23 protein-coding genes, 1 pseudogene and 1 riboswitch are annotated in these 25,774 nt (G+C 46.3%); of the genes and pseudogenes, 14 read left to right on the forward strand and 10 right to left on the reverse strand.

Annotated elements, in window-relative coordinates; all coding sequences use genetic code 11:
* Window positions 1-58 precede the first annotated feature (58 nt).
* Window positions 59-355, forward strand: coding sequence for a putative quinol monooxygenase (locus REC12_RS18915; RefSeq protein WP_308897188.1), 297 nt, complete (start codon window positions 59-61; stop codon window positions 353-355).
* Between the two features lie 227 nt (window positions 356-582).
* On the opposite strand, the gene REC12_RS18920 is transcribed toward REC12_RS18915, so the two are convergent.
* The 3 genes from REC12_RS18920 to REC12_RS18930 are packed head-to-tail and all read right to left on the reverse strand — an operon-like array spanning window position 583 to window position 3,800.
* The gene (locus tag REC12_RS18920; RefSeq protein ID WP_308897190.1) at window positions 583-2,127 is read right to left on the reverse strand and encodes a DHA2 family efflux MFS transporter permease subunit; all 1,545 of its coding nucleotides are present in this window, start codon (window positions 2,125-2,127) and stop codon (window positions 583-585) included.
* 14 nt (window positions 2,128-2,141) lie between these two features.
* The gene (locus REC12_RS18925; RefSeq protein WP_308897192.1) at window positions 2,142-2,795 is read right to left on the reverse strand and encodes an HlyD family secretion protein; all 654 of its coding nucleotides are present in this window, start codon (window positions 2,793-2,795) and stop codon (window positions 2,142-2,144) included.
* 18 nt (window positions 2,796-2,813) lie between these two features.
* Window positions 2,814-3,800 carry an HlyD family secretion protein gene (locus tag REC12_RS18930; protein ID WP_308897193.1) on the reverse strand — a complete coding sequence of 329 codons (987 nt, stop codon included), beginning with the start codon at window positions 3,798-3,800 and terminating at the stop codon, window positions 2,814-2,816.
* 296 nt (window positions 3,801-4,096) lie between these two features.
* Here REC12_RS18930 and REC12_RS18935 point away from each other — a divergent pair, with 296 nt between their 5' ends.
* Both REC12_RS18935 and ligD read left to right on the forward strand, forming a co-directional pair.
* Window positions 4,097-4,738, forward strand: coding sequence for a TetR/AcrR family transcriptional regulator (locus REC12_RS18935; protein ID WP_308897195.1), 642 nt, complete (start codon window positions 4,097-4,099; stop codon window positions 4,736-4,738).
* Window positions 4,739-5,248: 510 nt separating this feature from the next.
* The gene (ligD, locus tag REC12_RS18940) at window positions 5,249-7,795 is read left to right on the forward strand and encodes a DNA ligase D (protein ID WP_308897197.1); all 2,547 of its coding nucleotides are present in this window, start codon (window positions 5,249-5,251) and stop codon (window positions 7,793-7,795) included.
* A 113-nt stretch (window positions 7,796-7,908) separates the two neighbouring features.
* Here the strand turns inward: ligD and REC12_RS18945 are convergent, their stop codons facing one another.
* From REC12_RS18945 to REC12_RS18955, 3 genes are all read right to left on the reverse strand, one after another.
* The gene (locus tag REC12_RS18945) at window positions 7,909-8,358 is read right to left on the reverse strand and encodes a hypothetical protein (protein WP_308897199.1); all 450 of its coding nucleotides are present in this window, start codon (window positions 8,356-8,358) and stop codon (window positions 7,909-7,911) included.
* A gap of 374 nt (window positions 8,359-8,732) precedes the next feature.
* Window positions 8,733-9,467: an ABC transporter permease gene (locus tag REC12_RS18950; protein WP_308897201.1), complete on the reverse strand. Its 735-nt coding sequence runs from the start codon at window positions 9,465-9,467 to the stop codon at window positions 8,733-8,735.
* Window positions 9,460-10,392, reverse strand: coding sequence for an ABC transporter ATP-binding protein (locus REC12_RS18955; protein WP_308897203.1), 933 nt, complete (start codon window positions 10,390-10,392; stop codon window positions 9,460-9,462). Before REC12_RS18955 ends, REC12_RS18950 begins: the two co-directional genes overlap by 8 nt.
* Window positions 10,393-10,572: 180 nt before the next feature.
* On the opposite strand from REC12_RS18955, the gene REC12_RS18960 reads away from it, so the two are divergent.
* Both REC12_RS18960 and REC12_RS18965 read left to right on the forward strand, forming a co-directional pair.
* Window positions 10,573-11,259, forward strand: coding sequence for a response regulator transcription factor (locus tag REC12_RS18960; RefSeq protein ID WP_308897205.1), 687 nt, complete (start codon window positions 10,573-10,575; stop codon window positions 11,257-11,259).
* Entirely contained in the window at window positions 11,256-12,356 is a 1,101-nt protein-coding gene (locus REC12_RS18965) for a HAMP domain-containing sensor histidine kinase (RefSeq protein ID WP_308897207.1), read from the forward strand. Before REC12_RS18960 ends, REC12_RS18965 begins: the two co-directional genes overlap by 4 nt.
* Before the next feature lie 35 nt (window positions 12,357-12,391).
* On the opposite strand, the gene bioB is transcribed toward REC12_RS18965, so the two are convergent.
* The 3 genes and pseudogenes from bioB to REC12_RS26550 form a co-directional block, all read right to left on the reverse strand.
* On the reverse strand, window positions 12,392-13,351 hold the full coding sequence (gene bioB, locus REC12_RS18970; RefSeq protein WP_308897209.1) for a biotin synthase BioB: 960 nt from the start codon (window positions 13,349-13,351) through the stop codon (window positions 12,392-12,394).
* 309 nt (window positions 13,352-13,660) lie between these two features.
* Window positions 13,661-13,873 carry a hypothetical protein gene (locus REC12_RS18975; RefSeq protein WP_308897211.1) on the reverse strand — a complete coding sequence of 71 codons (213 nt, stop codon included), beginning with the start codon at window positions 13,871-13,873 and terminating at the stop codon, window positions 13,661-13,663.
* A pseudogene (locus tag REC12_RS26550) lies at window positions 13,848-13,952 on the reverse strand (4Fe-4S binding protein); the annotation flags it as partial. The gene REC12_RS18975 and the pseudogene REC12_RS26550, both read right to left, overlap by 26 nt.
* A gap of 115 nt (window positions 13,953-14,067) precedes the next feature.
* On the opposite strand from REC12_RS26550, the gene REC12_RS18980 reads away from it, so the two are divergent.
* From REC12_RS18980 to REC12_RS19020, 9 genes are all read left to right on the forward strand, one after another.
* Entirely contained in the window at window positions 14,068-14,283 is a 216-nt protein-coding gene (locus tag REC12_RS18980) for a hypothetical protein (RefSeq protein ID WP_308897212.1), read from the forward strand.
* A gap of 73 nt (window positions 14,284-14,356) precedes the next feature.
* A complete protein-coding gene (locus REC12_RS18985) occupies window positions 14,357-15,154 on the forward strand; it encodes an EFR1 family ferrodoxin (protein ID WP_308897213.1) in 798 nt (265 codons plus the stop codon).
* Window positions 15,155-15,313: 159 nt separating this feature from the next.
* Complete coding sequence (locus REC12_RS18990; protein ID WP_308897214.1) at window positions 15,314-15,886, forward strand: TetR/AcrR family transcriptional regulator; 573 nt, start codon at window positions 15,314-15,316, stop codon at window positions 15,884-15,886.
* Between the two features lie 176 nt (window positions 15,887-16,062).
* Window positions 16,063-19,155, forward strand: coding sequence for an efflux RND transporter permease subunit (locus tag REC12_RS18995; RefSeq protein ID WP_308897216.1), 3,093 nt, complete (start codon window positions 16,063-16,065; stop codon window positions 19,153-19,155).
* Complete coding sequence (locus REC12_RS19000; protein ID WP_308897217.1) at window positions 19,145-20,368, forward strand: efflux RND transporter periplasmic adaptor subunit; 1,224 nt, start codon at window positions 19,145-19,147, stop codon at window positions 20,366-20,368. Before REC12_RS18995 ends, REC12_RS19000 begins: the two co-directional genes overlap by 11 nt.
* 343 nt (window positions 20,369-20,711) lie before the next feature.
* Window positions 20,712-20,931: riboswitch (cobalamin riboswitch) on the forward strand.
* 30 nt (window positions 20,932-20,961) lie between these two features.
* Complete coding sequence (locus tag REC12_RS19005; RefSeq protein ID WP_308897219.1) at window positions 20,962-21,117, forward strand: hypothetical protein; 156 nt, start codon at window positions 20,962-20,964, stop codon at window positions 21,115-21,117.
* Window positions 21,118-21,187: 70 nt separating this feature from the next.
* A complete protein-coding gene (locus REC12_RS19010; protein ID WP_308897221.1) occupies window positions 21,188-22,306 on the forward strand; it encodes an ABC transporter substrate-binding protein in 1,119 nt (372 codons plus the stop codon).
* A 21-nt stretch (window positions 22,307-22,327) separates the two neighbouring features.
* Window positions 22,328-23,416, forward strand: coding sequence for a FecCD family ABC transporter permease (locus tag REC12_RS19015; protein ID WP_308897223.1), 1,089 nt, complete (start codon window positions 22,328-22,330; stop codon window positions 23,414-23,416).
* Window positions 23,413-24,186: an ABC transporter ATP-binding protein gene (locus REC12_RS19020; RefSeq protein ID WP_308897224.1), complete on the forward strand. Its 774-nt coding sequence runs from the start codon at window positions 23,413-23,415 to the stop codon at window positions 24,184-24,186. Before REC12_RS19015 ends, REC12_RS19020 begins: the two co-directional genes overlap by 4 nt.
* Window positions 24,187-24,214: 28 nt before the next feature.
* On the opposite strand, the gene REC12_RS19025 is transcribed toward REC12_RS19020, so the two are convergent.
* A complete protein-coding gene (locus tag REC12_RS19025) occupies window positions 24,215-25,090 on the reverse strand; it encodes an alpha/beta fold hydrolase (RefSeq protein ID WP_308897226.1) in 876 nt (291 codons plus the stop codon).
* Window positions 25,091-25,774: the final 684 nt, after the last annotated feature.

Here is a 25,774-nt window from a genome sequence, read left to right on the forward strand (position 1 = left end):
CAAGGTACAGCCGGTATACTATTGATTCTGAATTCGGATTTTAAAGGAGAGCGGGCAGATGTTAGTTAAAATCGTAACCCTATACGTCAAGGAGTCGGAGGTCAAGGCCTTTATTGAGGCGGCGAAGGAAAACCGCAGAAATTCCCTTCAGGAAAAAGGCATCGCAAGCTTCGACCTTTTGCAATGCAGGGATGATTCCTCAAAATTTGTACTTTATGAGGTTTACAGCTCTCAGCAGGCTATGGATGATCATCTTAAAACCGCGCATTTTAAAACCTGGAATGAGACCATCGGCCCTTATTTAGCGAAACCCACAGACAGGGCGGTCTACATTCCGGCGGCAGAGGATATCTGAATAGACTCACATGTCGCTTATTTTTAGAGGATACACTTGTCTTTATGGGGTACACTTATCCGATGACTAAGCCGCTCTAAGACTCCCGCTTCGGCAAGCGGTGAGTTAAGAGCGGCTAAGTCCCTGGATAAGTGCGACTAAGATTCAGATGGAGTTAAAACTCCACCTGAATCAGGTTTTCTTTATAAGTTGGGAAATGCCAAGAAGAGAAGAGCTGGTTTTTCAAATTAATTATTTCCGCCTTCATAATTAGCTTTACTTCTCATAAAAAAAGTAAAGATTAAGGCTGCCGCTACTGCCACAACTGTCCCTGTAATAGCATAGGTCATTCCATCAAGAGTCGCTTGCCCTTGTATCATTTGTGCCAGCTTTGACAAGGCGGAAGCTCCAGCTATATCTTGTGTCATGCCTGAATGCATCAATAAATTCGTCAGCCTGCTTAACATATCGTTGGACGCTTTATTATAAACATTTATCTGTTCTGTTAACCTGGCAAAACTAGCGTCGGTTTTTCCCTGCATGAGGGTGGACATAACCGTTACACTCAGTGAACCGGCGACTTGCCGGATAGTGTTGTTAAGAGCAGATGCTCCCGCAACAAATTCTCTTTTGACGGCGTTCATCCCGGCAGTTGTAATCGGCATGGCAGACAATCCTAAACCTATGGACCTGATACAAGTAATTAATATGATATGCGATTTACTTGAATACATATTTACGGCGCCTGCCAGTTCATAAGAGCTGATACCTAAGATTACAAGCCCGGATATTACAAGCGGTTTTGCCCCGAATTTATCAAATAAATTACCACTTACAGGCATCAGAAATCCCATGACTAAGGCAGAAGGCAACATAATAAGCCCTGTTTCCATAGGAGTATAACCTCTTACATTTTGTAAAAAGAGCGGCAAAATGTAGGAACCACCCATAATAGCCAAGGTTAAAATACTATTGATCACTAAACTCATACTAAAATCAAAAGTCTTAAAAATTCGCAGTTCTAATAAAGGATTGGGATGGGTAAGCTCATTTACGACAAATAAGACAAAGCTTAAAACACCCAGAGTCATTAAAATTGGATTTTGGACCTTTCCCCAATCAATTGAAGTGCCTTCACCAAGCACGTAGAGGATACTTACCATTCCGATGGTAGAGGATAGAAATCCGATAATATCAAAGGATTTAAAGGTGATTTTCTCCTTATCTTTCAATAAAATAGCGGCCAGTATGACACCGATTACTCCAATAGGAACATTAATATTAAAAATAAGCCGCCAATCCATCGTTTCAATAATTAAGCCACCTAAGGTTGGGCCTACAGTAGGGGCTGCCATAGCTGCTATTCCCCAAAGCCCAAGAGCAAAACCTATCTTATCTTTAGGGAATATTTGATAAATGATGGACATTCCGACCGGCATGATCATACCGCCGCCAAGGGCTTGGAATATCCGGAATGCTATCATCGCCGTACCGCTCCATGCTAACCCGCACAATAACGACCCTAGCGAAAACATTCCCAAAGCGAAAATATATACCTTCTTAGCTCCAAAAACATCCTGAAGATATCCGGTCAGGGGTATAATAGCTCCCAACGTCAGTGTGTAAGCGGTTATTATCCACTGCACTTTATCCATGGGCATTCCAAAGACGGACATCATCTTAGGAATAGCAATATTTACGATACTGCTGTCCAATACAGACATAAAGGTACCAATGACAACGACAACTAAGGCTAGCCAAATATTGGCATATTCATGCTTGCTTTCTTCCATCACACCGTACCTCTTTACTTAACATGGATTTTAACAACGGCATTAGTCCCGGGAAGTATTTTATTATCATACTTGCCGAGCTGAATTTTTATTGGTATCCTTTGCACCACTTTTGTAAAAGTACCGCTGGTCGATGCTGAAAAAATTGACAAAGCAGAATTGGTGACTTCTCCGATAGATTCTACTTTTCCGATAAATTTTTGAGAACCAAATTGATCGATACTAATATCAACAGACTGGCCAACTTTTACCTTTTCGACTTTTGTTTCCTCTACATTTGCGGTGACATAGAACTTCGCAGGATCTGTCAAAGTAAACATTGTCTGACCTGTCATAGCCATTTCTCCTAATGTCCCTTGCTTGGCAACAACCACTCCGTCGATAGGTGATCTGATTAAAGACTGCTCGACACTTGTATCCGGAAGATTGTTCATTTCCAAACGGGCCAGGATCTGATTTTTTCTGACAGTATTTCCCTGATCTACATTAAGTTCCAGAATTTGTCCGGATATCTTGGGTATTACACTGACTAAATCCGAGCTGACGGTTGCATCGTCAGTTGAAACATAATAAGTATTTTCGTACCAGTAGTAACCGCCTATACCACCTAAAGCGATTACTATCAGAACTAAAATGCCAATGATAAGTACTTTGCGCTTATCTCTCATCTCCAAACACCTCTTTCTTTAGTTACTTAACCCGATTTCGGCAAACATGCCCGGTTTAATCAATTCGTTGGGATCTTCTATATTAATCCTTACCATGACGTCTCTGCTCTGGTCATTTAATTTAGAGTTGATAACGGCAATTTTTCCTTTAAATTTTTGCTCCGGTAATTCTGATATTTTAATTTCCACCTCTAATCCTTCACTTAGTGAGCTGACAATTTCTAAGGGAGCGTTAGCATTGACAAATAGATCCTTAGAATTAGCGATGGACACCAGTGCTTCCCCAGGTGAAGCATATTCACCAACATTAATGTTTTTGGCCGTTACCCTACCATCTATGGGAGCTGTGATTGTTGCATTGCTTAAGGCAGCCTGAGCAACATTTAAAGCTGCTTCAGCCTGATTAACCTGGGCCTGATACACTGCAATGCTTGCTGGAGTTGGTCCGTTTTTTAACATAGTCAGCTGCTGCTGAGCAGATACTAATTGCGCGTTTGCTGCCGTAAGTTGCTGTGATGCCGTATCAAGCTCCATTGGAGAGGAAGCTCCGGCATCGGTCAAGGTTTTAATTCTGTCATAGTTTTTCTTCGCGGTATCATAAGCTTTAGCTGCACTGTCTAAGGCTGCTTGTGCCTCCGTTACCTGTTCCGGCCTTATAGCATTTAAGGCATTATTTAAATTTGCCTTAGCCGTTATTACACCCGCTTCAGCTTGGTCCGCAGCAGCTTGCAAGTCTTTATTATCTAACGTAATCAGCACTTCTCCCTGCTTAACTTCTGTCCCGACATCAACCGCTATCCCAGCAACCTTCCCCGCAGTCTTTGAGGTCACATTGGCTTGTTCATTTGCCGCAACTTTTCCGCCCAATATAAATTGGGTTTCGGTACTTTGCTGACTATTTTTTGTTGTCGCCTGGGCAGTGGTTTTTGCGCTGCTGTCAGTAGTTGTACTACAACCACTTAAGGTCAGCGCCGCGATCACACAAATCAAAATGGTTTTTCTCATGTTAACCCTCCTCGCCTAAGATTGTTAAATTCACCGGCTTAGTGTAATCTGCAATATAAGTTACACCATGCAACTTATATTAGCATAAGTTACACGGTGTAACTTGTCAATAAATTCTCTTGGTTAAGTGGTCTTGGTTCAGGTTACAACTTGTTCTCTTTTCCCTAACTACAGACCATTTATTTAAACATGAGACCGCCTCATCCCGCTGTTGGAAAAGATACTGAGCTTCGCAACTTGGCAGTTGACCATTCATCTGGTAACATAGAATTGTCAATTAGCAAGGAGGTGCCAAAATGGAATTCGAACGTGCTCGTAATGAAGCGCAGAAAAGCACTCGGCGTGATCAAATCATGGAGGCTGCTCTAAAACTCTATGAAACAGAACCGTTTGAGAAAATCACCCTTGCCTCAATTGCCAACAAGCTAAGTTTCTCAAGAGCGAACCTCTATAAATACGTTACCACCAAAGAAGAAATTTTTTTGCGGATTTTAAATTCTGATTTAGAAAAATGGGTCGAAGAAGTCGCTGAGCGACTTGAAAAATATGACCGTTTGGAGCTTAAAAGCTTTTGTCGCTTATGTGCGGAATTGTTGTATCAAAATGAAAGGATCATCCGTTTATTCCCTATTCTGGCTTCAGTGCTGGAAACGAACGTGAAGCCGACAGAATTGGCGGCATTTAAACACAATCAAAATAAAAGTATCGAACGCTTGAAAACAATCAGTGCCAAATTCCTGCCTGATCTATCAGACGAACAGCTCTATCTCTTTATCAGATACCAAATTCTTTATGCTTTGAATTTGTATCCCGAAACTGTGCTTTATGAAAGGGGCTCAGCAGGAGCCGGATTGCTCAATAGAAAACCTAATTTTATCACGGATTTTTCGGATTATCTGGAGATCATTATCCTCGGTATTCGAGCGAAGAACCTATAGTTCGTATAAATGTTCATTCCGAACCGGATGTTGTCCCGTAAATTTCATCTCATGGCGTGGATGTAGATTGAAGATGAGTAAACATACTTATAAATATAGAATTAAGGTCTGGTTCCAAGGGCGTCAAATTATTAAGCATGTTCAAAGAATCGGCAACGTTGCCGATTCTTTGAACATGCTTAATTAAATTGAGTTGTCCGCTTCCTTTGGCGCCGGACACAGGCGCAGGGGAGGGGCAAGGGGATCAAATGATCCGGTTGAGCACGGAGTGCAGACAGCCTGAGCGAGGAGATTCCTCTAAAGGTTAAAGATTATTTGATCCGCTGACTAATTCGCTCTAAGACTCCCGCCCCTGCAATATATACAGGTTGAAGCCCTTGGGCTGAACTTCTTAACAAAGACTATCCACTATTGAGATATCTGTTTTGGCAGAAAGTCCATGAAGACAACGGGATACTTACTATTCCTTTGGAAATAATAGCAAAAAATAAAAGGAATCGGCGTGAGAATATGGCTGCACAACTCAACGAATACAACCAAAAAAGAAATTTTGCCCGTACCCAGGAGCCGGAAGGACGAACCGAAGCGGCTCAAGGGGGTCTGAGGTATGTCGTCCAGCACCATCTGGCCCGCAGGGATCACTACGATTTCCGTCTGGAATGGGACGGAGCCCTCTTGAGCTGGGCAGTGCCCAAGGGCCCTTCATACAATACCCGGGATAAGAGGCTGGCCATACGGGTGGAGGAGCATCCTTTGGAGTACAGGAACTTTGAAGGAACGATCCCCAAAGGGCAATATGGCGGCGGCGTGGTCATGCTCTGGGACGAAGGGTTCTGGGAACCATCCGGGGATGTGGCCGAGGGACTCCGCGCCGGGATGCTGAAATTTGTTCTGCAAGGACGCCGGCTGAAGGGAAAGTGGGCTTTGGTGCGCTTGAAAGGGAAAGCGGGCGAGAAGCAGGAAAACTGGTTGTTGCTTAAAGAAAAGGATGAGTATGTCAAAACCGGCGAGGGAATTTCCCACTTTGCCACCAGCATCAGAACCGGACGCACTATGAGGGAAATTGAAACAGGGGCAGAGGAAATGATCACGCAGAACCCTTTCAGCAGTACCGGTGTGCAGTTGGCCCAATTAGTCCGCACAGCTCCCGAAAGTGAGGATTGGCTTTATGAGCTGAAATACGACGGCTACAGGATACTGGCCTATCTTGAGGGCCAAAGTGTCCGCCTGGTCACCAGGAACGGCAATGATTATAGCGAACGGTTCCGGGATGTCGCCGCTTCCCTCGTGGATTGGGCGGTTGGCAGGACGCTGGTTCTGGACGGTGAAATGGTAATCACGGATGCAGCGGGCAAGACGGATTTTCAGGCCTTGCAGAACTATCTAAAAAACCCCCAGACCCAAAACCTGACCTATATCGCCTTTGACCTCCTGGCCCTGGAAGGAAAGGACCTGAGGGGGCAGTGCCTGCTCGACAGGAAGGAAACCCTGGCGGCGCTGTTGCAGGATGCCCCTAAAAATCTCTACTACAGCCGGCACGTGAGAGGGAAAGGCCGAGAAAGTTTCCGCGCGGCCTGTGCGGCAGGTTTGGAAGGGATCATTGGCAAAAAGGCTGATTCCGTCTACAGCGGAACCAGGAACGGTGACTGGATTAAACTGAAATGCGAGCAAAGGCAGGAATTTGTCATCGGAGGGTATACCCTTTCCGAGAAAAAAACCGGCGGGGTGAGTTCCCTGCTCCTGGGCGTTTATGAAAGCGGGGAATTGGTCTATGCCGGCCGGGCCGGCACCGGCCTGAGCGAAGCCGACCAGAAAGAGCTGGAGGAAAAGTTTGCGGGCCTCAAGAGGAAGGAGCCTCCTTTTCAACTAGCGCCTAAACCCAGGTCCCGGGAAGAGATTACCTGGCTGGAACCCGAGCTGGTCGCGGAAATTAAATTTGCCGAATGGACCGCTGATGATCTTCTAAGGCAGGCCAGTTTCAAAGGTCTGCGCAAGGATAAGAATCCCAGGGACATTAAAAGAGAAAACTTGGATGAAGATAAAGTGGCTATGGATAAAGGGAATATGGATAAGGTGGCTATGGATGGAGCGGCTATGGATGGAGTAAATATGGAGAGAGCGAATATGGGCAGAGCGCTTGAGGAGCTAAAGCCTCAAGCGGCAGTTAAAGAAAGGAGAGGAATCGTGGAAATAAACACCGACGCTATTGTTATTGAGGGCATCAAGATTTCCAACCCGGACAAGGTGATCTTTGGGGACTCAGAAATCACCAAGGGGGATGTGATCCGCTATTACGCCCAGGTGGCAGAGCGCATGCTGCCCTATGTCAGCCGCAGGATTCTCAGTATTGTGCGCTGTCCCAAGGGCATCGCCCAGTCTTGTTTCTACAAGAAGCATCCCGGTCCGGGCAGCAAGGGCATCGTCACTATTCCGGTAGCCAGCAGCGACGGCGAGACGGAAGATTACTTTTATATTGAAGATACCCCCGGGCTGATCGGCGAAGCCCAAATGGGCACCCTGGAATTTCATATCTGGGGCAGCCGGGTGGATGAGCTGGAAAAGCCGGATATGATGGTCTTTGATCTGGACCCGGATGAAGGTATGGATCTGGGCAGGGTGCGCCAGGGTGTGCGGGATATCAGGGATATTCTGGCCGAGCTTTCCCTGAACTCCTATCTCAAGACCAGCGGCGGCAAAGGCTACCACGTAGTCGTACCTTTAAAACCTGCCGTAACCTGGGATGGGTTTCATGATTTTGCCAGGCGTGTCGCCGAAGTGATGGAGCAGAAGTGGCCCGACCGCTACACAAGCAATGTGAGAAAGGCTAAGCGCACCGACAAGATCTTCATTGACTGGATTCGCAACGGCAGAGGCGCTACCAGCATTGCTCCCTATTCTCTGAGAGCGCGCAAAGGAGCCGGGGTGTCCATGCCCATCGCCTGGGATGAGCTGGACACCGTGGCTCCCGACGGCGTCAATATGGCGGAGGCTCTGCGGAGGATCGGCGGCAATGATCCCTGGCGGGATTTTTTCGGGCATCATCAGCAGCTGAAATGAACAGGTCCCATATTTTTATGAATTCGTTTTTTGAGCAAAAGAGATGACGGGCTCAATCGGAATTCTTTTGTATCCTTAAGGCACGTGGAAATTCAGAGGGATTTTCGGTTGCCCTAAGATTTTTTATGATTATTTTCACTTAATCGCTGCAATGATGTTAATAAAATATAACCCAATATAAATCCACTTAGAGTTAAAACCTGTTTATCTGAAATGAACTTATACCAATCGTTTGTAAGGTTGTACCATTTACTTAAGTACTTTGAAACAAATGTACTACTAAATAAAATACTGAAATTAATACATAATGTTGGTGCACCTATCCCTAAAACCCTATACCAATCAACAGACCATTTTCCTTCCTGGTTAATGTGCGAAACCAAGTGGGGGATGCCTGTGATTGCTCCAACAGCTATTGGGTAAAGGGCCATAAAAGCATACAGAGGAAATTGATCAAATGTTCTTCTGGCTTGTGTACTTAAATATTGTATATGTTCAAATCCCCAATAAATCAAAACCACAATGAAAAGTGTGTAAAATAAATAACTTAGGAATTTCTTCAAAATAATCCACCTTTCATTTTAAGATTTTTATTAATAATACTTTGGATTTTTTTAGTGTACCATAAAGTACCTGAAGAAAACAGATGAAGTAGGTTGGCGCTTTTAAAAGATAGCATTTATTCTTTTAAAAACCCATGATTTCTTACTCAATCCGACGGAATTCATCACTATTCCGCCGGATTGTATATTTAAAGTATCATTTTGCTCTGCCAACCCCTGCGAAGACAATGTCTGCGCGGGACGGACAAGTTTTCCAGGTATCCTCAAGGCACCTTAGAGTTGCTTGCTTGTAAGAATGCTGTTAGAGAAAGAGTTCTTGTTTAGGCCATTCCCCGGACCGCTCAGTAACGGAGCGGTCTGAGGAATGACTTTTTTCAGTGGATGTCCTGGCTGGCATATTCTCTTAGGCAGAACAGCAGGGAGAGAGCAAAAATGGGCAGGAGCATGCTCCAGACATAGGGAATAGATGCCCGCCAGCCAATAGCATTGAGCAGATAAAAAACGGGGATAGAGGTCGGCACCAAGGGACCATAGGTGGGAGATACCAGAGCTGAGAAATTCAGGAGAGTAAAACCTGTCGCTCCGACCAGGGGTGGTATAAAGTGGCGGGAACGGATGCCAATATAGGCGAAAACGGGAATAAAACATAGTACCATGACACCGGTAATTAAGGTAAGACCACTGAGTCTGAGAAAGGTTGGCATGGTTAAAGGGGCGCTGAGCATCAGCTTGCCGCCGATCAAGGTGAAAAGCAAGCTGACAATGATTAAGGTTAACAAGGTTCCCAGCACGGCAATCATTTTGGCCAAGAGTATCTTGACCCGGCTTTCCGGCAGGGTGAACAAATTGATGATTGTCCTGTCCTGGTATTCCTGGACAAAGGTATAAGCCGTCAGCGCGCCAAACAAAATCGGAAAGAGCAGGGAGAGGTTAACTTGCAGAGTTATAGCAAAAAAACTAGCCCAATCGGGCGCCGAAGCGGCATTGTGTAAGTGGGCGTAGGCGGAGGCGGCAGCTACAAAAGGACCAATTAAAGTTGCAGCTACAGCCCCGAAGAGAATTTTTGAGCGTTTCCATTTTCTGAATTCCAGAGCTATCATTTTAAGCATGGTTTTTCCCTCCGGTTAAGCGCATAAATCTGTCTTCCAAAGTTTCAGTGTAAAGGGCTAGGTGACTGACAGCGATGCCGTTTTCCACCAGCAGGCGGTTGACAGTTTCCGCCGGAACCTCAGTGTCCGGCAGGCGGATAAGTCCTCCGGCCGTTTGCTCTGCGGGCCCTTGGCCCTCAAGCTTTAATTGAGAGTTTAATAACTGAAGGGCGCCCTTAGGGTCGGATACTCTCAGCTCCAGGAAGTGCTCGCTTTCCCTTTTAAATTGTTCGAGGGTGAATTCATCGATCAACTTGCCTGCGTGGATAATGCCCACCTTCGAGGAGATCTGCTCTACCTCCGCAAGAATGTGGCTGGAGAAAAGGATAGTGATTCCTTTCTCTTGATTAAGCTGTTTGATGGTTTCCCTTATTTTCTGAATTCCGGCGGGATCTAAGCCATTGGTCGGTTCGTCAAGGATCATTAGTTCAGGGTCGTGGAGCAGAGCTCTGGCCAAGCCCAGCCGCTGCTTCATGCCCAAGGAAAATTCTCTGGTCAGGCGGTCGGCGGCCCCTGCCAGACCGAAATACTCCAGCAGTTCTTTAACTTTCCTGGCAGGGATGTTTCTCATTTGGGCATAGTATAAAAGATTCTCCCGGGCGGTTAGGTTCAGATAAAAGCCGGGATATTCAATGGTGGCGGCGGTGCGTCTGAAAAAGTCCCCCTTCAGTTCCTGCCTTGTTTGGCCGCTCAGCCGGACTTGACCGCAGGTAGGCCGGATCAGACCCATGATCATGCGGATTGTTGTCGTCTTGCCGGCTCCGTTTCTCCCCAGGAAACCGTAGATCTCGCCCGCCGCGACCTGGATGTTTAGATTTTGGACCGCCCAGCGCCCGGAGTATTGTTTGCCGAGGTCAGACAAAGATAAGATTGCCTGTTGTGTCATGGTTGTTGCTCCTTTTTTAACCTTGAAGAATTTGCTTTGCTGTTTAGAGCTTAAACCATAAAAATTAAGATCAAGTAAGAAAAAATCTTAAGAATCCTTAAGGTTTCAGGGAAAACATTTAAGAAAAATTTGCTTTAGGATAGAATGATATTAAGAAGAGGACAGGATGGTAAAGGACTAATGGCTGGTAAGATTCTGATTATCGATGATGACGAGAAAATACGGCAATTAATTGCCATCTATCTGGACAATGAGGGCTTAGAGACGACACAAGCCGCCGACGCCCGGAAGGGGTTGGCTATTCTGGAGAAGGACGAGGTTGACCTCATTATTCTCGATGTCATGATGCCTGATATGGATGGGATTGAGACCTGTCTGCAAATCAGGGAGAACTTAAACATGCCGATTATTATGGTCTCGGCCAAATCAGAGGATCTGGATAAAATACAGGGTCTTGCCTCCGGCGCGGATGATTATATTGCGAAACCCTTTAATCCCTTGGAACTGGTTGTCAGGGTTAAAGCGCAGCTGCGCAGGTATAAAAAGTACAACAAGGCGGCAGACGAGAAAGCAAACCCATTGGAAATCGGCGATTTGCATCTGGATGCCGCTACCCGGCAAGTGTGGGTTGATGAGCGGGAAGTTAGATTAACTCCCAAAGAGTTTGATATCTTAGAGCTCTTGCTCCGCAATAAAGGTCTTGTCTTAAGTACCAGCCAAATTTATGAGGCCGTTTGGCGGGAAAACTTTTTCAGATCCAACAATACAGTGATGGTTCACATCACTAAAATCAGAGAAAAGATTGAAGCCGACCCCAAAAGCCCCCTCTACATTAAAACTATCTGGGGAGTAGGGTACAAAATATGAATTTAACTCTGGTCAATAAAATTGCCGTAAAGCTGCTGGCCTTGATAGCCCTGGCTTTAGTGGCCTCAACTTTGATTTTTCTGGTCCTGGCCCATAACTTTTCCTTTAAATTTTTGAGTGATCCCAGCCGTTATACGGGAAATTTCGTTGCGAAGTACAATATCGTCATGCTGCTTATTTTTTTGCTGAGCATCCTGGTATTTATTGCTATTTTTATGATTCCGGTCAATAGAAAGCTCGGCTACCTTCATTACATCACGCAAGAAGTAAGGAGAATAGCGGAACAAAACAATTTGGGCTTGGTGGTGGAGATTAGAGGTAAGGACGAATTAGCTGAGTTAGGCTTAAGTATTAATGCCATGTCGCAGGAGTTGCAGAAAAATTTTGAGCGGGAAAGGGAAGCTGAACGGACAAAAAGTGAATTGATTACCAATCTGTCTCATGATCTGCGCAGCCCCCTGACCTCGATTATTGGCTATCTTGATTTAATTAAGGGGAAAAAATTTAAGACGGAAGGGGAATTTAATGATTACCTGGATACCATTCACAGCAAATCTCAAAAGCTCAAAGGCTTAATCGACGAGTTGTTCGAGTATACGAAGCTTTCTCATCCCGGTTTCAAGCTTGATTATCAGAAAATCGAGTTCAGCGGTCTGCTGGAGCAGATTATCGGGGAGTACCTGCCGGTATTGGACGGAGAAGGACTGACGATAAGCAAGAAGCTGCCGCAGGAAGATGTTGAGGCAGAAATAGACGTGGAAAAAATAGTGCGAGTTTTGACAAACCTTTTGGAAAATGCCGCGAAATATTCCGTCAAGCCTTCGCAGATAGAGATATTGCTAACTAAAAAAGCGGACAAAGTCCGCATGTCAATCCTTAATGAAGTTGAACATTTGCCGGCGCAGCCGCCGGAGAAACTGTTTGCGAGGTTCTACAAAGAGGATTATGCCCGCACGGAGGATGGCAGTTCCGGCTTAGGGCTGGCTATCGCACAAAAAATTGTGGAATTGCATGGAGGCAGCATCTGGGCAATTTACTTGGATAAGGCTGTCGAGTTCAGCTTGGAACTGCCTCTGGCCGCTCATCCTCGTCCCTGATCTGAAGCTGAGACGGCAGCTCAGAGATTCGCGGCTTATAGCTTCCTTACTTCAAAGCCAAGTTCGGACAGCATTCTCATATCCTCATTGATGGAGATACCCGAGGTCGTAAGCATATCCCCTGATATAGCGGCGTTTGCTCCGGAGCAAAACAACGAACGTCCCTTGTCCGGCAGCAGGCCGCGGCCTCCCGCCAGGCGCAGGGCGGCGTCAGGCAGGAGAAAACGGTAAATGGCTACGCTGCGGCGCACTTCGTTCTTTTTGAGTGGGGGACGCTTTTCGCAGGGGGTGCCTTTAATGGGGTTGAGGATGTTGAGGGGAATTGATTTTATTCCCAGAGCGCGCAGCTCCAGCGCCATATCGATGCGGTCTTCCATCCTTTCACCCAGTCCCATAATACCGCCGCTGCAAACGACCAGGCCCGCCCGCTGGGCCGCTTGGATCGTTGCTATTTTTTCCTCAAAGGTATGAGTCGTGCAGACGGAACTGAAAAAACGCCGCGACGTTTCCAGATTGTTATGATACCTGGTTACTCCCGCCGCCTTCAGCTTTACGAAGTGCTCGTAGGTGAGAAGTCCGTGAGAAGCGCAGAGGGAAATGGGACAGTTCTGACGGATGGACAGATAGTGGGCGCACATCTCCTCAACTTCGGCGTCGCTTAAGCGCCTGCCCGATGTGACAACACTGTAACGCAAGATGGACTTTTCATAATTGTAGACAGCCTGCTTTAGCAGTGAAGCTCTGTCCAGAAGCGGGTATTCCTCGATTTCCGCAGGATAATGAGCGGACTGCGCGCAATAGTGGCAGTCTTCCGTGCAGCGTCCGCTCTTGCCGTTAATAATGGTGCAGATGTCAAAGCCGTTGCCGCAAAAGTGAATTCTTAATGCATTGGCGGCCTGGCAAAGCGCTTCAAGTTCGGCGTCCTGCAGTGAGAGCGCGTTTTCCCGCGTAAGATAACCGCCGGAAAGCACTTTATTTTTGAATGCTTCAATCATTTGTATTTCTCCCTTGTTGTGGCAGGAAAACGATAGTCCCGCCTGCTGCTCTTTATCTGTAAACAGGTTCTGTAGCTGTTCAAACCGGCAAGTGCAGGTGCTGTTTTTTCACGGGATGTTTTTGGAGTATTATAGTAGGCATAAAATTAATTGTCAACTAATTATAAATCAATTAGTTGACAATTAGAATCCCCTTCTTATTTTAAACGGTTCGAATACGATGGGCTTGGAAGGAATTAATCCCCATAAAACGGGCATGAAATAAGATAGGGTACAATTCCTTGACAATCTGGAATCAGCAGTTTCCCGCTAGCTCCTCATGGCTGGAGCTTTCCTGGCTGGATTTTTTTCTTCCGGCCGGACCTTTTTGGTCTTCAGCCTTTGCCTGATCCTTGCCAGGAAATTTTTAAGGGTTCTCTGTCCACCAGCCGCTTGAACGAATAGAGCGGATATCCCAGAAGCAAAGCCCCGGTGACGATTTTGTTCTCGGGGAGTGTTAATAGCCTGGATCATCCACAACATGGTAGGATACCCCCTGGCCGAGAGTTCCGCGGCAGACTTGGACACAAAACCCGCACTGCGTGCATTTCGCCTGATTAACCTATAGTTGGTTAAATTGAAGAAGACTCTCCGGGAAATAATGATAAGTGTTAAGCGGACGTAGGATTCAGGTAGAGACCTCAATAAAAATCTCAGATAAAAGGTGGTTGAAGCTTATGAAAAAGAAGACTGTGGTCTGGCTGGGACTTATTCTCGTGGTGATCGTTGCAGCGGTTGCCGGTATCTACTATTTTACCCTGCCGCCTAAAATACCTCACGCAATCACAGAAGGAATGGATTGCAAAAGCTGCCATGCCACCGGAGCTAACGGCGCACCAATTTCTTCCCATATAAATAAGCCCAATTGTGTCAGCTGCCATAAAACGAAATAACGTCCGGCTTGGAGTCTGATACCAATAAAAGATGGATGTTATACCCTGCTGCTGAGAGGATAGGAGGTTAACAATGTTAGGTTCGGATATTAATTTTTTCTGCTATTCCGGGACGGGCAATACCTTGCTCATAGTCAATAAAATGATCAAAATCTTTTCGGACCAGGGGATACGGGTTAATCTCTATCAGATTGAACATACGGACCCTAAGAAAATTGCAACTGGAAAAACAATCGGGCTGGCCTTCCCGGTTGCTTTCCAGTCTACGTTCCCGTTCATATGGAATTTCATCAACAATCTGCCTCAGACCAAAGGAACTCCTGTTTTTATGGTCGATACGATGATGGCCTTCTCCGGCGCTATTGTGGGGCCTTTAAAGAGGGTTCTGTCAGTAAAAGGGTATGATTGTATAGGCGCCTGTGAGATTGTCATGCCTAACAATTGGCTTCCCAAAACGATTGATGAGGAAAAAAACAGCAAAAAAATTAATGAAGGTCTGGAAAAAGCCGGAAACTATGCACTGGAACTTATTGAGGGCCAAGCCTCTTGGAACCGTATGCCATTTCTTTCCCAAGGCTTGTATCACCTTTGCTGCAATGACTTTATCATGAAACGGGTAAACCTTTCCGCTGGACGAAAAATAACTCTAAATAAGGAAAAGTGCCTTAAATGCGGCCTCTGCGCAAGGCTCTGCCCTGTCGACAACATTGAAATGAAAGAATATCCGGTCTGGCATAATTCCTGCGAAGTCTGTATGCGCTGTCTCAGCTTTTGTCCGATTAAGGCCGTCTTTATTCCGGGAAAGGAGTTTAAGAACTATCGGGCCGTTAAAGCAAAGGAGCTTTTAAATGAAAATCCTGGGAGGAGTTAAAGAAAGAAAAGCCCTGCCGGTCCGTTAACCCCTCGGTTATACACGATCCTGTATTGCAGTTAGTTATGTATCTCAAGTAAACCACAGTTAGATTTTTGTTTATTTCTGTCCGTTGTTCGTGTTATAATGAGGATGGCAAAAGTGAAAAGAGGTTCATTTATGCAATACCTTAAGGATGAAGTGAGAAACAGGATCCTGGCAGAGGCGATGAAAGAATTTCAGAACAGGGGATTTTTAAATGCATCCATGAGGGCCATAGCCGACAATGCGGGAGTAGCGATTGGCAATGTCTACAGGTACTTTAAAAACAAGGAGGATCTGTTCAATGAAATAGTCGAGCCGGCCTACCGGTGTTTTTTGGGAATGGAAAAACTACATAAGCAGGAGCTGTATTCCTTTAAAGAAATCGTTTATTACATCATGGAAGTTATGAAAGAGTACAAAATCCAGTTATTAATTATGGTAGATAAAAGCAAGGGAACAAAATATGCAAGTTTTAAAGCAGAGATAACTAAGTTAGCTGAAAAAGCTATCAGGGATGGTTTATTACCTGAATTGCAAAAAAAAGGGATTGAGGTTAAGGACCCTTTTATTTTTTGTGTTATTGCCTCAACGTTTATAGAGGGTTTGTTTATGATCTTAAGAAAATATGAAGAGGAGGCGGCGACAAGATACTTGATTCATAGGCTGATGATTCTGTTTTTCGATGATTTGGATAAGCGCTTTGAATAGTTTCCTTGTCCCGAAAATGAACAATTGCTCTCAAAAGTTAAGCGGTTAATGAAATTTAGCACATTCTTTTTTAGACGCTGGGGAGAGAAGGTTACTTAAATTACTTGACCTGGTCGGGAAATTATGGGGTTTGTTTAGTCAGTTATTAAATTTGAAATGAAATAAGGAAGTAAACGATGAATGTAACAGAGATATCGGTTAAAAAACCAGCGGCGATGTGGATGGTCGTCGTATTACTAGTGGCCTTGGGAATCATAGGGTATACCAACATGGGAGCTAATTTGCTGCCTTCGATGAATATTCCCGTAATATCCGTTACAACAACCTATAGCGGCGCCAATGCCGAGGACATCCGGAAAGATATTATCAAGCCGATTGAGGATGCTGTCTCAGGCATAAGCGGGGTAGATACCATCAATTCTACGGCAAAAGAGGGATATGGAACCGTTACGGTTACCTTTAAAATGTCCGCGGATATGAATACTGCTTATTTGGATGTCCAAAAAGCTGTGGACAGCATCTCCAATACTCTCCCCGCCAACGCCGATAAGCCTGTTTTGTTTAAAATGGATACCAACGCCATCCCTATCCTGCTTCTTTCTGTCAAGGGAGATAAGGTCGGCAGTGATGAGCTTTATAATGAATCGGATATTATTAAACAGCAAATAGAAAAAATCCCCGGAGTGGGCAATGTTACGATCAGCGGCGGAGATAAGAAGGAATTAATGATTAAGCTGGACAAATCTGCCGTGGAATATTATGGCATAAGCGTTAACACCTTAATCAGCAAGCTGAATTCCGTCAATGTCAACATACCTGGCGGGGAATTAAAACAGGATAATGTCGATCAATCAGTCCGAGTTATAGGACAGTTCCAAAGCATCACGGATGTGCAAAATCTGATGGTTCCCACGGCCAACGGAGGAACGGTGCGCCTGGGCAATATCGCCCAAATTGGTCTGGAAGAACCGGATGCTACTTCCCTGGCGCGCTTTAATGGCCAGCAAACCATGACCATTATCGTCGGCAAGCAAAGTGACGCTAATGTCGTGGAAGTAGCCAACAGTGTGAAAAAAGAATTAGAAACTATTAAAAAGACTGTTCCTGCCGGCATGCAAATGGATATTGCTTTTGACACCACGACCTTTATTACCGACTCTTTAACCGAGGTCAAACACAACCTGATTGAAGGGGTTATTGTCACAGCTTTGGTCTTGTATGCCTTTTTCCGCAGTTTCCGCTCTTCCTTGGTCGTTCTGGTTGCCATACCGACCTCGCTGATTGCCACCTTTTTTATGATGTATAAGCTTAATTTCACCTTGAACATGATGTCTTTGATGGGATTGTCTCTGGTTGTCGGTACCCTGGTTGATGATTCGATTGTGGTTATCGAGAGTATTCAAAGGCATTTGGCCATGGGTAAAGGCTTGATTCGAGCGGCTATTGACGGCCGGATGGAGGTAGGAATGGCTGCCGTGGCTATCAGCCTCTGCGACATTGTTATTTTCGCCCCGATATCTTTGATGTCCGGGATGATCGGCCAGTATTTCAAAGAATTTGGTTTGACCATCGTTGTCGCCACCATGTTCTCCCTTTTGGTATCCTTTACGATTACGCCCATGCTCTCCTCCAGGCTATTGAAGACAGAGAAAAAGCAAACAACTCCCGAATACAAGAAAGAGGGCCTGTTTGGCAAAGCCACTAAAATGTACCGGGAAACTCTTCTCTGGGCCCTTGAGCACAGGAAAAGGGTGCTGGCTTTGGTGATAGCCGGCATCGTTCTGAGTATTGCGCTTATTCCTATGGGCGTCTTAAAAACAGAATTTGTGCCGACCTCAGACCAAAGCAGCTTCACCGTCAATATGAAGCTTGCTCCCGGTTCGACTTTGAAACAGACCAGCGACAAGGTCGCTCTGCTGGAAAATTATTTGCACAATACCAAAGAGGTTAAGAGCTATTTTTCCATGGTTGGGCAAAGCGGGCAGTCCAACACCGACAAAGCGGTGGCTCAGATCTATGTTAATTTGGTTCCCAAAAATGACCGCAAAAAAAGCCAGAGTCAGGTCGCCGGCGAGGTTCGCACCTTTGGCAAAAGCATGACCGGAGTGGATTTTGACGTTGAAGAGTCCCAAGGCGGGGGAGGGTCAGGGAAGCCTGTTTCCATCAGCATTAAAGGGGATGATCAGGCGACCCTGGAAACTCTGTCTAAACAAGTGGAAGATATCGTCAAATCCGTTCCCGGTGTCATAGATGTCGGCAATAGTGCGGATATCAAAAGCAGCGAATTGAGAGTGACCATGGACAGTCTGGCCGCCGTACAGGCAGGGCTTTCCACCGCGGATGTAGGCAATACGATCAGGATGGCCTTGCAGGGCACCAACGTGGGAGTCTACAGATCCAATGACGCGGAAAATGATATTACTCTTAAATTTATGGATGGACAGATCAAAAATGTCGACGATATTAAATCCATAAAAATCACCAATCAAGCGGGAAGCCAAATCCCCTTGAGCCAGGTCGCCACCGTCGTGAGAGGAGAAAGCGAGCCCTCTCTGTCCCGGGAGGATAAGCAGGATATTGTGACGATTGATGCCAATCTTCAGGGAAGGGTTCTCGGTGAGGTCACCAGGGATATTCAGGCCAAAATGAGTTCTGTGACCTTGCCTTCCGGCTATAGCATCAGCTACGGGGCAAGCCAAAAGAATATGGCGGAGTCCTTCAGTTCTCTCGGCTTAGCCTTAGGCGCCTCCCTGGCCTTAGTCTATATGATCCTGGTAGTGCTCTATGAATCGTTTTTAACTCCGGCTATACGAATGGTTTCTCTTCCCTGTGCTATTGTTGGAGCCTTGCCGTTGCTGGTCCTAACCGGCCAAACCCTAAATATGATGTCGTTTATCGGCTTGATTATGCTGGAGGGACTGTCTTCGAAAAACGGCACCTTGCTGATCGACTATACGAATACCTTAATGCACAAAGGTCTGAGCTTAAAAGAGGCTCTGATTGAATCAGGGACAACAAGACTAAGACCTATCATTATGACCAGCGCAACCATGATTGTTTCCATGCTGCCTGTGGCTCTTTCCATCGGTGAAGGCAGTGAGATGAAAAAAAGTATGGCGATTGTCATCATCGGAGGCATGGTCATGTCTACGCTCCTTTCACCCATTGTTTTGCCGGTAGTATATACCTTAATGGATGATTTAAAGAGCCATCTTTCCAAGAAGAGAAAAACAATAAATGCCGGGGAGGTTCCGCAAGTTGAAATTTAGTAAAATCGGGCGCTTTAAGACAAGAAATATAATCATTGGTCTGCTGGTAATCGCTGCCGTCTTGGGGGGGACTTATGCCGTAAAGCATAAAAAAGTTGAAGCCCCGGTCGTTACCGTAAAAAATGTCAAAACCCAAAAGGTTGCGCTGGGCTCTTTGTCGACTGAGGTTGACTATGCCAGCAAATTTGACCCTGTCCAGGAAGTCCAGGTTTTCCCCAAAACCGGAGGAAAAGTCGCCAGTTTAAATGTGGATATAGGTTCCAAGGTGACCAGCGGACAGGTTCTCTTTACGGTCGATCCTTCGGATGCTCAGGCGCAAATGCAAATCCAGCAGCAGGCCTTGGCCGTGGCGGAGGAAAACCTGGCCAGAACACGCCTGACCTCGCAACAAACCTTAGACAAAGCCCAAATTAGTTATAATGACGCTAAAAATGATTACGATAAGACCAAAGCTTTATTTGACGGGGGAGCCGTTGCCCAGCAGGATTTGGATAATGCCAAAACCAAATATGACAATGCCTCGATTGAGCTCAAAGCCGCTCAGGATGATTTAGGCGTGGCCGCGGCGGAAGCACAAGTCGAACAAGCGAAAGCAAGTGTCAATGCCGCTCAGGTTCAGTTGGATAATCTAACCGTGGTATCCCCTATTTCGGGTGTTGTCTCGGCTAAAGATCTTAAAGTCGGGGGAATGGTCAGCAGCCAATCCGGTTCGGTTACGGTGATTGATTCCAGCAGTATGATGGCGGAAATCAGTGTTCCGGACATTGTTATCAGTAAAATCAAGCTCGGCCAAACCGTACCTGTGAGCATCAATGCTCTGCAAGACCAAAAGGTCTCCGGAGTCATTGACACCATCAGTCCTAATTCCCAGGCCAAGGACAATTCTTATTTGGTGAAAGTAAAAATCGATAATGCCCAGAGTAATTTAACCGCAGGTATGTTTATCAAAATAGCGCTGCCGGCCGAAAGTAAAAGCAATATATTGCTGGTTCCCAATGAGGCCCTCAACATCGAGAATAATGTAAACTATCTTTATGCCGTTGTGGATGGGAAAGTCAAGAAAATAGCGGTGACGGTCGGGATTTCCGATGACAAGAATACGGAAGTAGCAGGAAATATCACCAAAGGTATGGATGTTGTTACCGAAGGACAAAGTTTCCTCAATGAAGGGGAAAAGGTCAATATTGTCAGTGGGGACAGCAAGACGGAATAAGGTAAGTATACAAAAGCAGAGTACGATTAAGCCAACGATTTCCGGTCGCCGGAAATCGTTGGCTTTTTATGCCTGTTTGGCTCAAAAGGTCCTCCGGAAAAAGCGCGCTTAAGGGGTCCGCCCAAAGTGCTTTGAAGAGAGTGAAGGTTTTTGTGGAGGCAAGGAATATACTCTTCTGAAATAATCTGTCCATAACGGCTTCGGTTTCAGCTTTAGGACTTTTTCGCAGCAGTCAGCAGAGTATAAAAGTGATTGTGTCTGCGCTTGAAATCAGGATATGGGGTAAGTTGAACTCTACAGGAAAATATTGACGGTTAAAGCTTTTCATGGTATGTTAATAGCTAAAATTGAAAGTATTTCGAGTGTCCTCTTGGGGGTGTATGACCTATGGGGAAGAATAGGGAATCAGGTGCAAATCCTGAACGGAAACCGCCGCTGTAAACGCTGAGGTTGCGCTCGTCGACGAAAGTCGGTCACTGGGAAACCGGGAAGGTAGAGCGTAAGCCGCAGGAGGAAACTCCGCAAGCGTAAGTCAGAAGACCTGCTTGGAAATCACTCTGTCCGCCGCCAAGCGGGAGGCAGGGTAAAGGGCGTTGTACAGGAATGCGGCTGCAATAATTAACGTGATTATTGCAGCCGCTTTTAATATTCCGGAAACCAAAAAAGCTATTCTGATCAAAGCAAAGGGGGTTCTGCAAAAAGGGGGTGGTTTTGGCGTAGGAGTCTCATGTCCCAAAGTCTTAGAATAATCGGGTTATTGAAAACCAAATTCAAATCGGATTTAATTGTATTCCTAGCTAGATTATGAGGAGAGGTAAAATGAAAAAGAAAAGTTTAGTTTTGGGGTTGATTTTTGTAATTATTGCGGTTATGGTTCTCGCCAGTGGATGTGCGTCTTCACCGGCAACCGCTCCAGATTCTTCCGGGCAGACGGCCGCGATTACCTTTACTGATGATGTGGGCCGAACAATCAAGCTCGCAAAGCCTTTGGCAAGGGTCGTTGTATTTAACAAGATGAATAGCGAGATCATCCGGGCCCTGGGGAAAGCTTCTACGATTGTGGGCACAGATGCGGGAACTCTGCAGGATAAAGATTATTTTCCCGACTGGAATCAGAGTATGCTGGCCGGCAAAAGCCAGACCAGCATTGATTATGAAAAGGTCGCGGCACTGAAACCGGATGCGGTTATCATACCTTCAAATGGTTCATATCAGGAATGTGAGCAGAAGCTTTCTTCATTTGGCATCAAGGTCATTGTTGTCACCGGCTGGCAGAACGAAGATTTTGCAAAGCAAATCGAGATTATGGGTCAAGCCTTCGGCGCTGAGAGCAAAGCAAAAGAATATACGGCTTTCTGCCAAAAGCAAGTGGATCTGCTCGCGGCAGCTTTAAAAAATGTTGCCGGACAGAAAACTTTATATTTGGAAAACAGCGGAGATTATAAGACCTGTATACCGGGCTCCGGATGGAATGATATGATCACAATGGCCGGCGGAAAGAACATCTTTGACGACATGAACTTTGCCAAGCTGGATCAATCCAAGGGAAACGTACACAGCTATCCTGTTGACCCGGAACAAATTCTGGCCCGCAATCCGGCGGCCGTCTGCTATCTTATTTATGACAGTAAAGCAATCAGCGGGACAAGCATCTACAGCGCGCCGGACCCGCTCAAGGCAGAAAGTGCCTTAAAAGCGCTGGCCTCGCGTCCTGGCTGGCAAACGTTAGGTGCCGTTAAAAGCAATAGCCTATATGGCATTTCCGCATTTGCCGGCAACGCCTGCTTTAAAATTGTCGGCGCCACTTATCTCGCGAAATATCTATATCCGGAGGCAATGGCTAAGATAAACCCGGATGATTTCTTTAAGCAATGGCTTGAAGACTATCAGGGTGTAAAATTCCAGCCGGGACATACTCTGGCCATAAATGCGCGCTAAATGATTCAGAGAGGCACAAAAATGAATGCACCTCAGACAGCTTTAAGCAGAGAGAATATCAAACAAACTTATATCCGAAAAAAAGAATGGCTTTATTTGCTGCTGGCCCTTTGCCTTGCCGCTACATTTATGGCGATTGTCGCCGCGGTAGGCATCGGTTCGGCAGGTTTATCGCCTCTTGATGTCGGAAATTCCATATTGTCCGGCCTTTTTCCCCATGCCCATCCTGTAAGGGACGCGCTTAAGTTCAATATTGTCTGGGAATTGCGTTTACCGCGGATTATTCTTGCGGTATTGGCCGGGGCGGGACTTTCCATAGCGGGGGTCGTACTGCAAGCGCTTACCCGCAATCCTCTCGTCAGCCCCTTTACGATTGGCCTTTCCAATGCGGCGGCACTTGGTGCCTCTGTCAGCATTGTGGCGGGTGCTGCTATTCTAGGCTCACAGCAGCTGGCAATTACAGTCGGCGCGTTTTGCGGTGCGGCAGCCTGCGGTGCGCTTGTCTACGCAATCTCTGCTCAAAAGCGTATGAGCGCTGTCGCCATCGTATTAACCGGCACGGCTTTGACTTATTTGTTCAGTGCTCTTACAAACACGATGCAATTTTTTTCCAATACCGACGCTCTGTCGGCGATTGTGAACTGGACCTTTGGCAATCTCAGCGGCACTACCTACAGCCAAGCTTTTATCCTCGGCATTTTGCTTGCGGTTGTATTTGCTGTTTTTCTCCGGCAAGCCTGGGCCTTGAACGCTTTGTCCTCAGGGGGAGACGAAATTGCGCGCGGGCTGGGGATCAACGCTTCGGGAGTGCGCACTTTGCTGGGAGTATTGTCCGTAATACTTACAGCCTGCATTGTCAGCTTCACTGGCGTCATCGGGTTTGTGGGCATCATAGGACCGCACATTGCGCGTTTGCTTATTGGGGCCGACCATAAATTCCTGCTGCCGTTTTCCGCTATATTCGGCGGAATTTTGACTTTGGCGGCGGATACGCTCGGCCGTACGCTCTTTGCGCCGCTCACCATCCCGGTAGGGATCGTTGTTGCCTATATCGGTGTTCCTATTTTTCTGCACCTCATACTTTCCAAAAAGGAGATGTATTTTCAATGAGCCTGACTGTTTGTGATCTGACCTTCGGCTATTGGCAAAAACATATTATCAATAAGCTTTGCCTGACAGCCGCTGACGGCGAAATAATCAGCCTTGTAGGTCCGAATGGATCAGGAAAGACAACCTTGCTCAAATGCATCGCGCACATTCATAGAGCCAAAGGGGGCAGCGTTTATGTGGGTGACGTTAATCTTGGGAGCTTGAATTCCAGAGAACTTGCCAAAATGGTTGGCTATGTTCCGCAGGATACCAGCACAAACTTTCCAATTGACGTGTTTAACGCCGTTTTGTTGGGACGAACTCCTTATGTGCGATTTAGCGCAAGTGATTCGGATATGAATGTGGTGGCGGACTGTCTGTGCCTGATGGGCTTGGATAAATTGCCTTTTCGTATGCTGAATGAATTGAGCGGCGGCGAGCGCCAGCGGGTGTTCATTGCCCGGGCACTTGCCCAGGAACCGCAAGTTTTGCTGTTGGATGAACCCACAAGCAACCTTGACCTGCGGTTTCAGCTGGAGACCTTGAGAATTGTGCGCGATATTGCGCGTGAACGGGATATCATCGTCGTCATGGCAATCCATGACCTTAATTTGGCCGGCCGTTTTTCAGACCGGATTATTATGCTGAAAAACGGGGAAATACTTGCCCAAGGCAGTTCGCTTGAGGTCATGAATCCTGAGAATATTTTAAGCGTATATGGCGTGAAAGCGGTTGTTCGCGTTGAAAATGGCCAGCCTTTTATAATGCCTATGGAAGTGCAATATGAGTAGATTTTGATCTGCTCAATAGAAATAGCGGTTATTTTAGAGCCGGCCAGGAATATATGCGGCCAAAAAAACTTTTGATCAGCAGGGAAACCGGCAAGCTTTGTTCCTCCAGTACAAAATGTCCTCCACAAAGAAAACAGGTCTCGATAGAGATTAATTCCTGACTAAAGGCCTGTGCTCCCGCCAAGGTGAAGATGAAATCGTTTTTACCCCAAGCCACCAGTGTGGGCGGCTGCCAGGTCCGCAGGTAATGCTGCCAGGCGGGATAGGCTGCCACGTTTTGGCGGTAATCGTACCCTAGCTGGAGCTGGATTTGGCTGTTGCCGGGGCGGTCCAGAAAGAACTGGTCCAGAGAATAGCCGTCGGGGCTGATTAGATACGGATTGCAAGCGCCTGTTAAATATTGTTTTTTAGTGAAATCAAAGGTTGTAAGCCGGGCAAAGGCGGCTTTGGTTGCCGGGTTGGGGTTCGCCCAGAGTGCCTTGAAGAGAGCGAAGGGTTCCCCTAGCCCTTGCTCGTGGGCCACGGCGTTCTGAATCACAAAACCAAGAATGCGCTTTGGGTTGCGCACGGCCAATCTGAATCCGATCGGCCCGCCATAATCATGGACATAGAGAATATATTGGGAAACGCGAAGCGCGGTCAGGAGTTTTTCAATTACGAGGGAGAGATTATCGAAAGTGTACTCATATTCCTCCGTTGTAGGCATGCTGCTGTTTCCGAATCCGGGGTAGTCCGGAGCAATGACATGAAAGCAGTCTGCGAGCAGGGGAATTAAATCCCTGAACATATGGGAGGAGCTTGGAAAACCGTGCAGCAGGACAATGGCCGGATGATGCGGAGACCCGGCTTCACGAAAAAATATTTTCAATCCCTCGATAGTCAGGTATTTATAGAAAACCATCATTTCAACCCCTTGGTAAACAGACTCATATCCTTTGCTAACAAACCTATGTAAAGAATACGCCTTTAAGTACTTTCTTAGTTCAGCAGATAAAGCAGACTTGATTCAGGTGGAGTTTTTAACTCCACCTGAATCTTAGTCGCACTTATCCAGGGACTAATCCGCTCTTAACTCACCGCTTGCAGAAGCGGGAGTCTTAGAGCGGATTAGTCAGCGGCTAAAAATCCCCCGGGACTCAGAAAAGTTCCGGGGGAAGCTTGAAAAATTCAATAGTTCCAGGGGAGTCGCCGGTGAATTCCAGCCAAACGGTGTGCTGAAAAACCGTTGACCGCTTTGCCAAAAGGCTTAAATACGTCTCTGTCCGGATGTCCTTGGGTATAAATTATGGGGAATCCAGGGCTGATGTCAGCTCGAAAGTTTTCTTGGCTTGCCGGCGTTTTAGTTGCCGCAGCTGTTGCAAGCACGGCCTTTTAAGATAACTTTTTGTAAGCGGAGGATAAGTTCTGCTTACAGTTGGCGGTATATGGAATATTTATTCCGTTTGTCAACGTCCAATCTTTCCAGTAAAATTAAGGGGAAAGGTGGTTAACTCGGATTACACGAAGAAGCATCCGATGTTGTCCGCCTCAAGCGTTTGCCGTCCCTCGTCAGCGATGGGTTGCGCTACAAGGATACAGGGAATAAGTG

This window comes from Candidatus Desulfosporosinus nitrosoreducens, assembly GCF_030954495.1.
GTDB lineage: Bacteria > Bacillota > Desulfitobacteriia > Desulfitobacteriales > Desulfitobacteriaceae > Desulfosporosinus > Desulfosporosinus nitrosoreducens.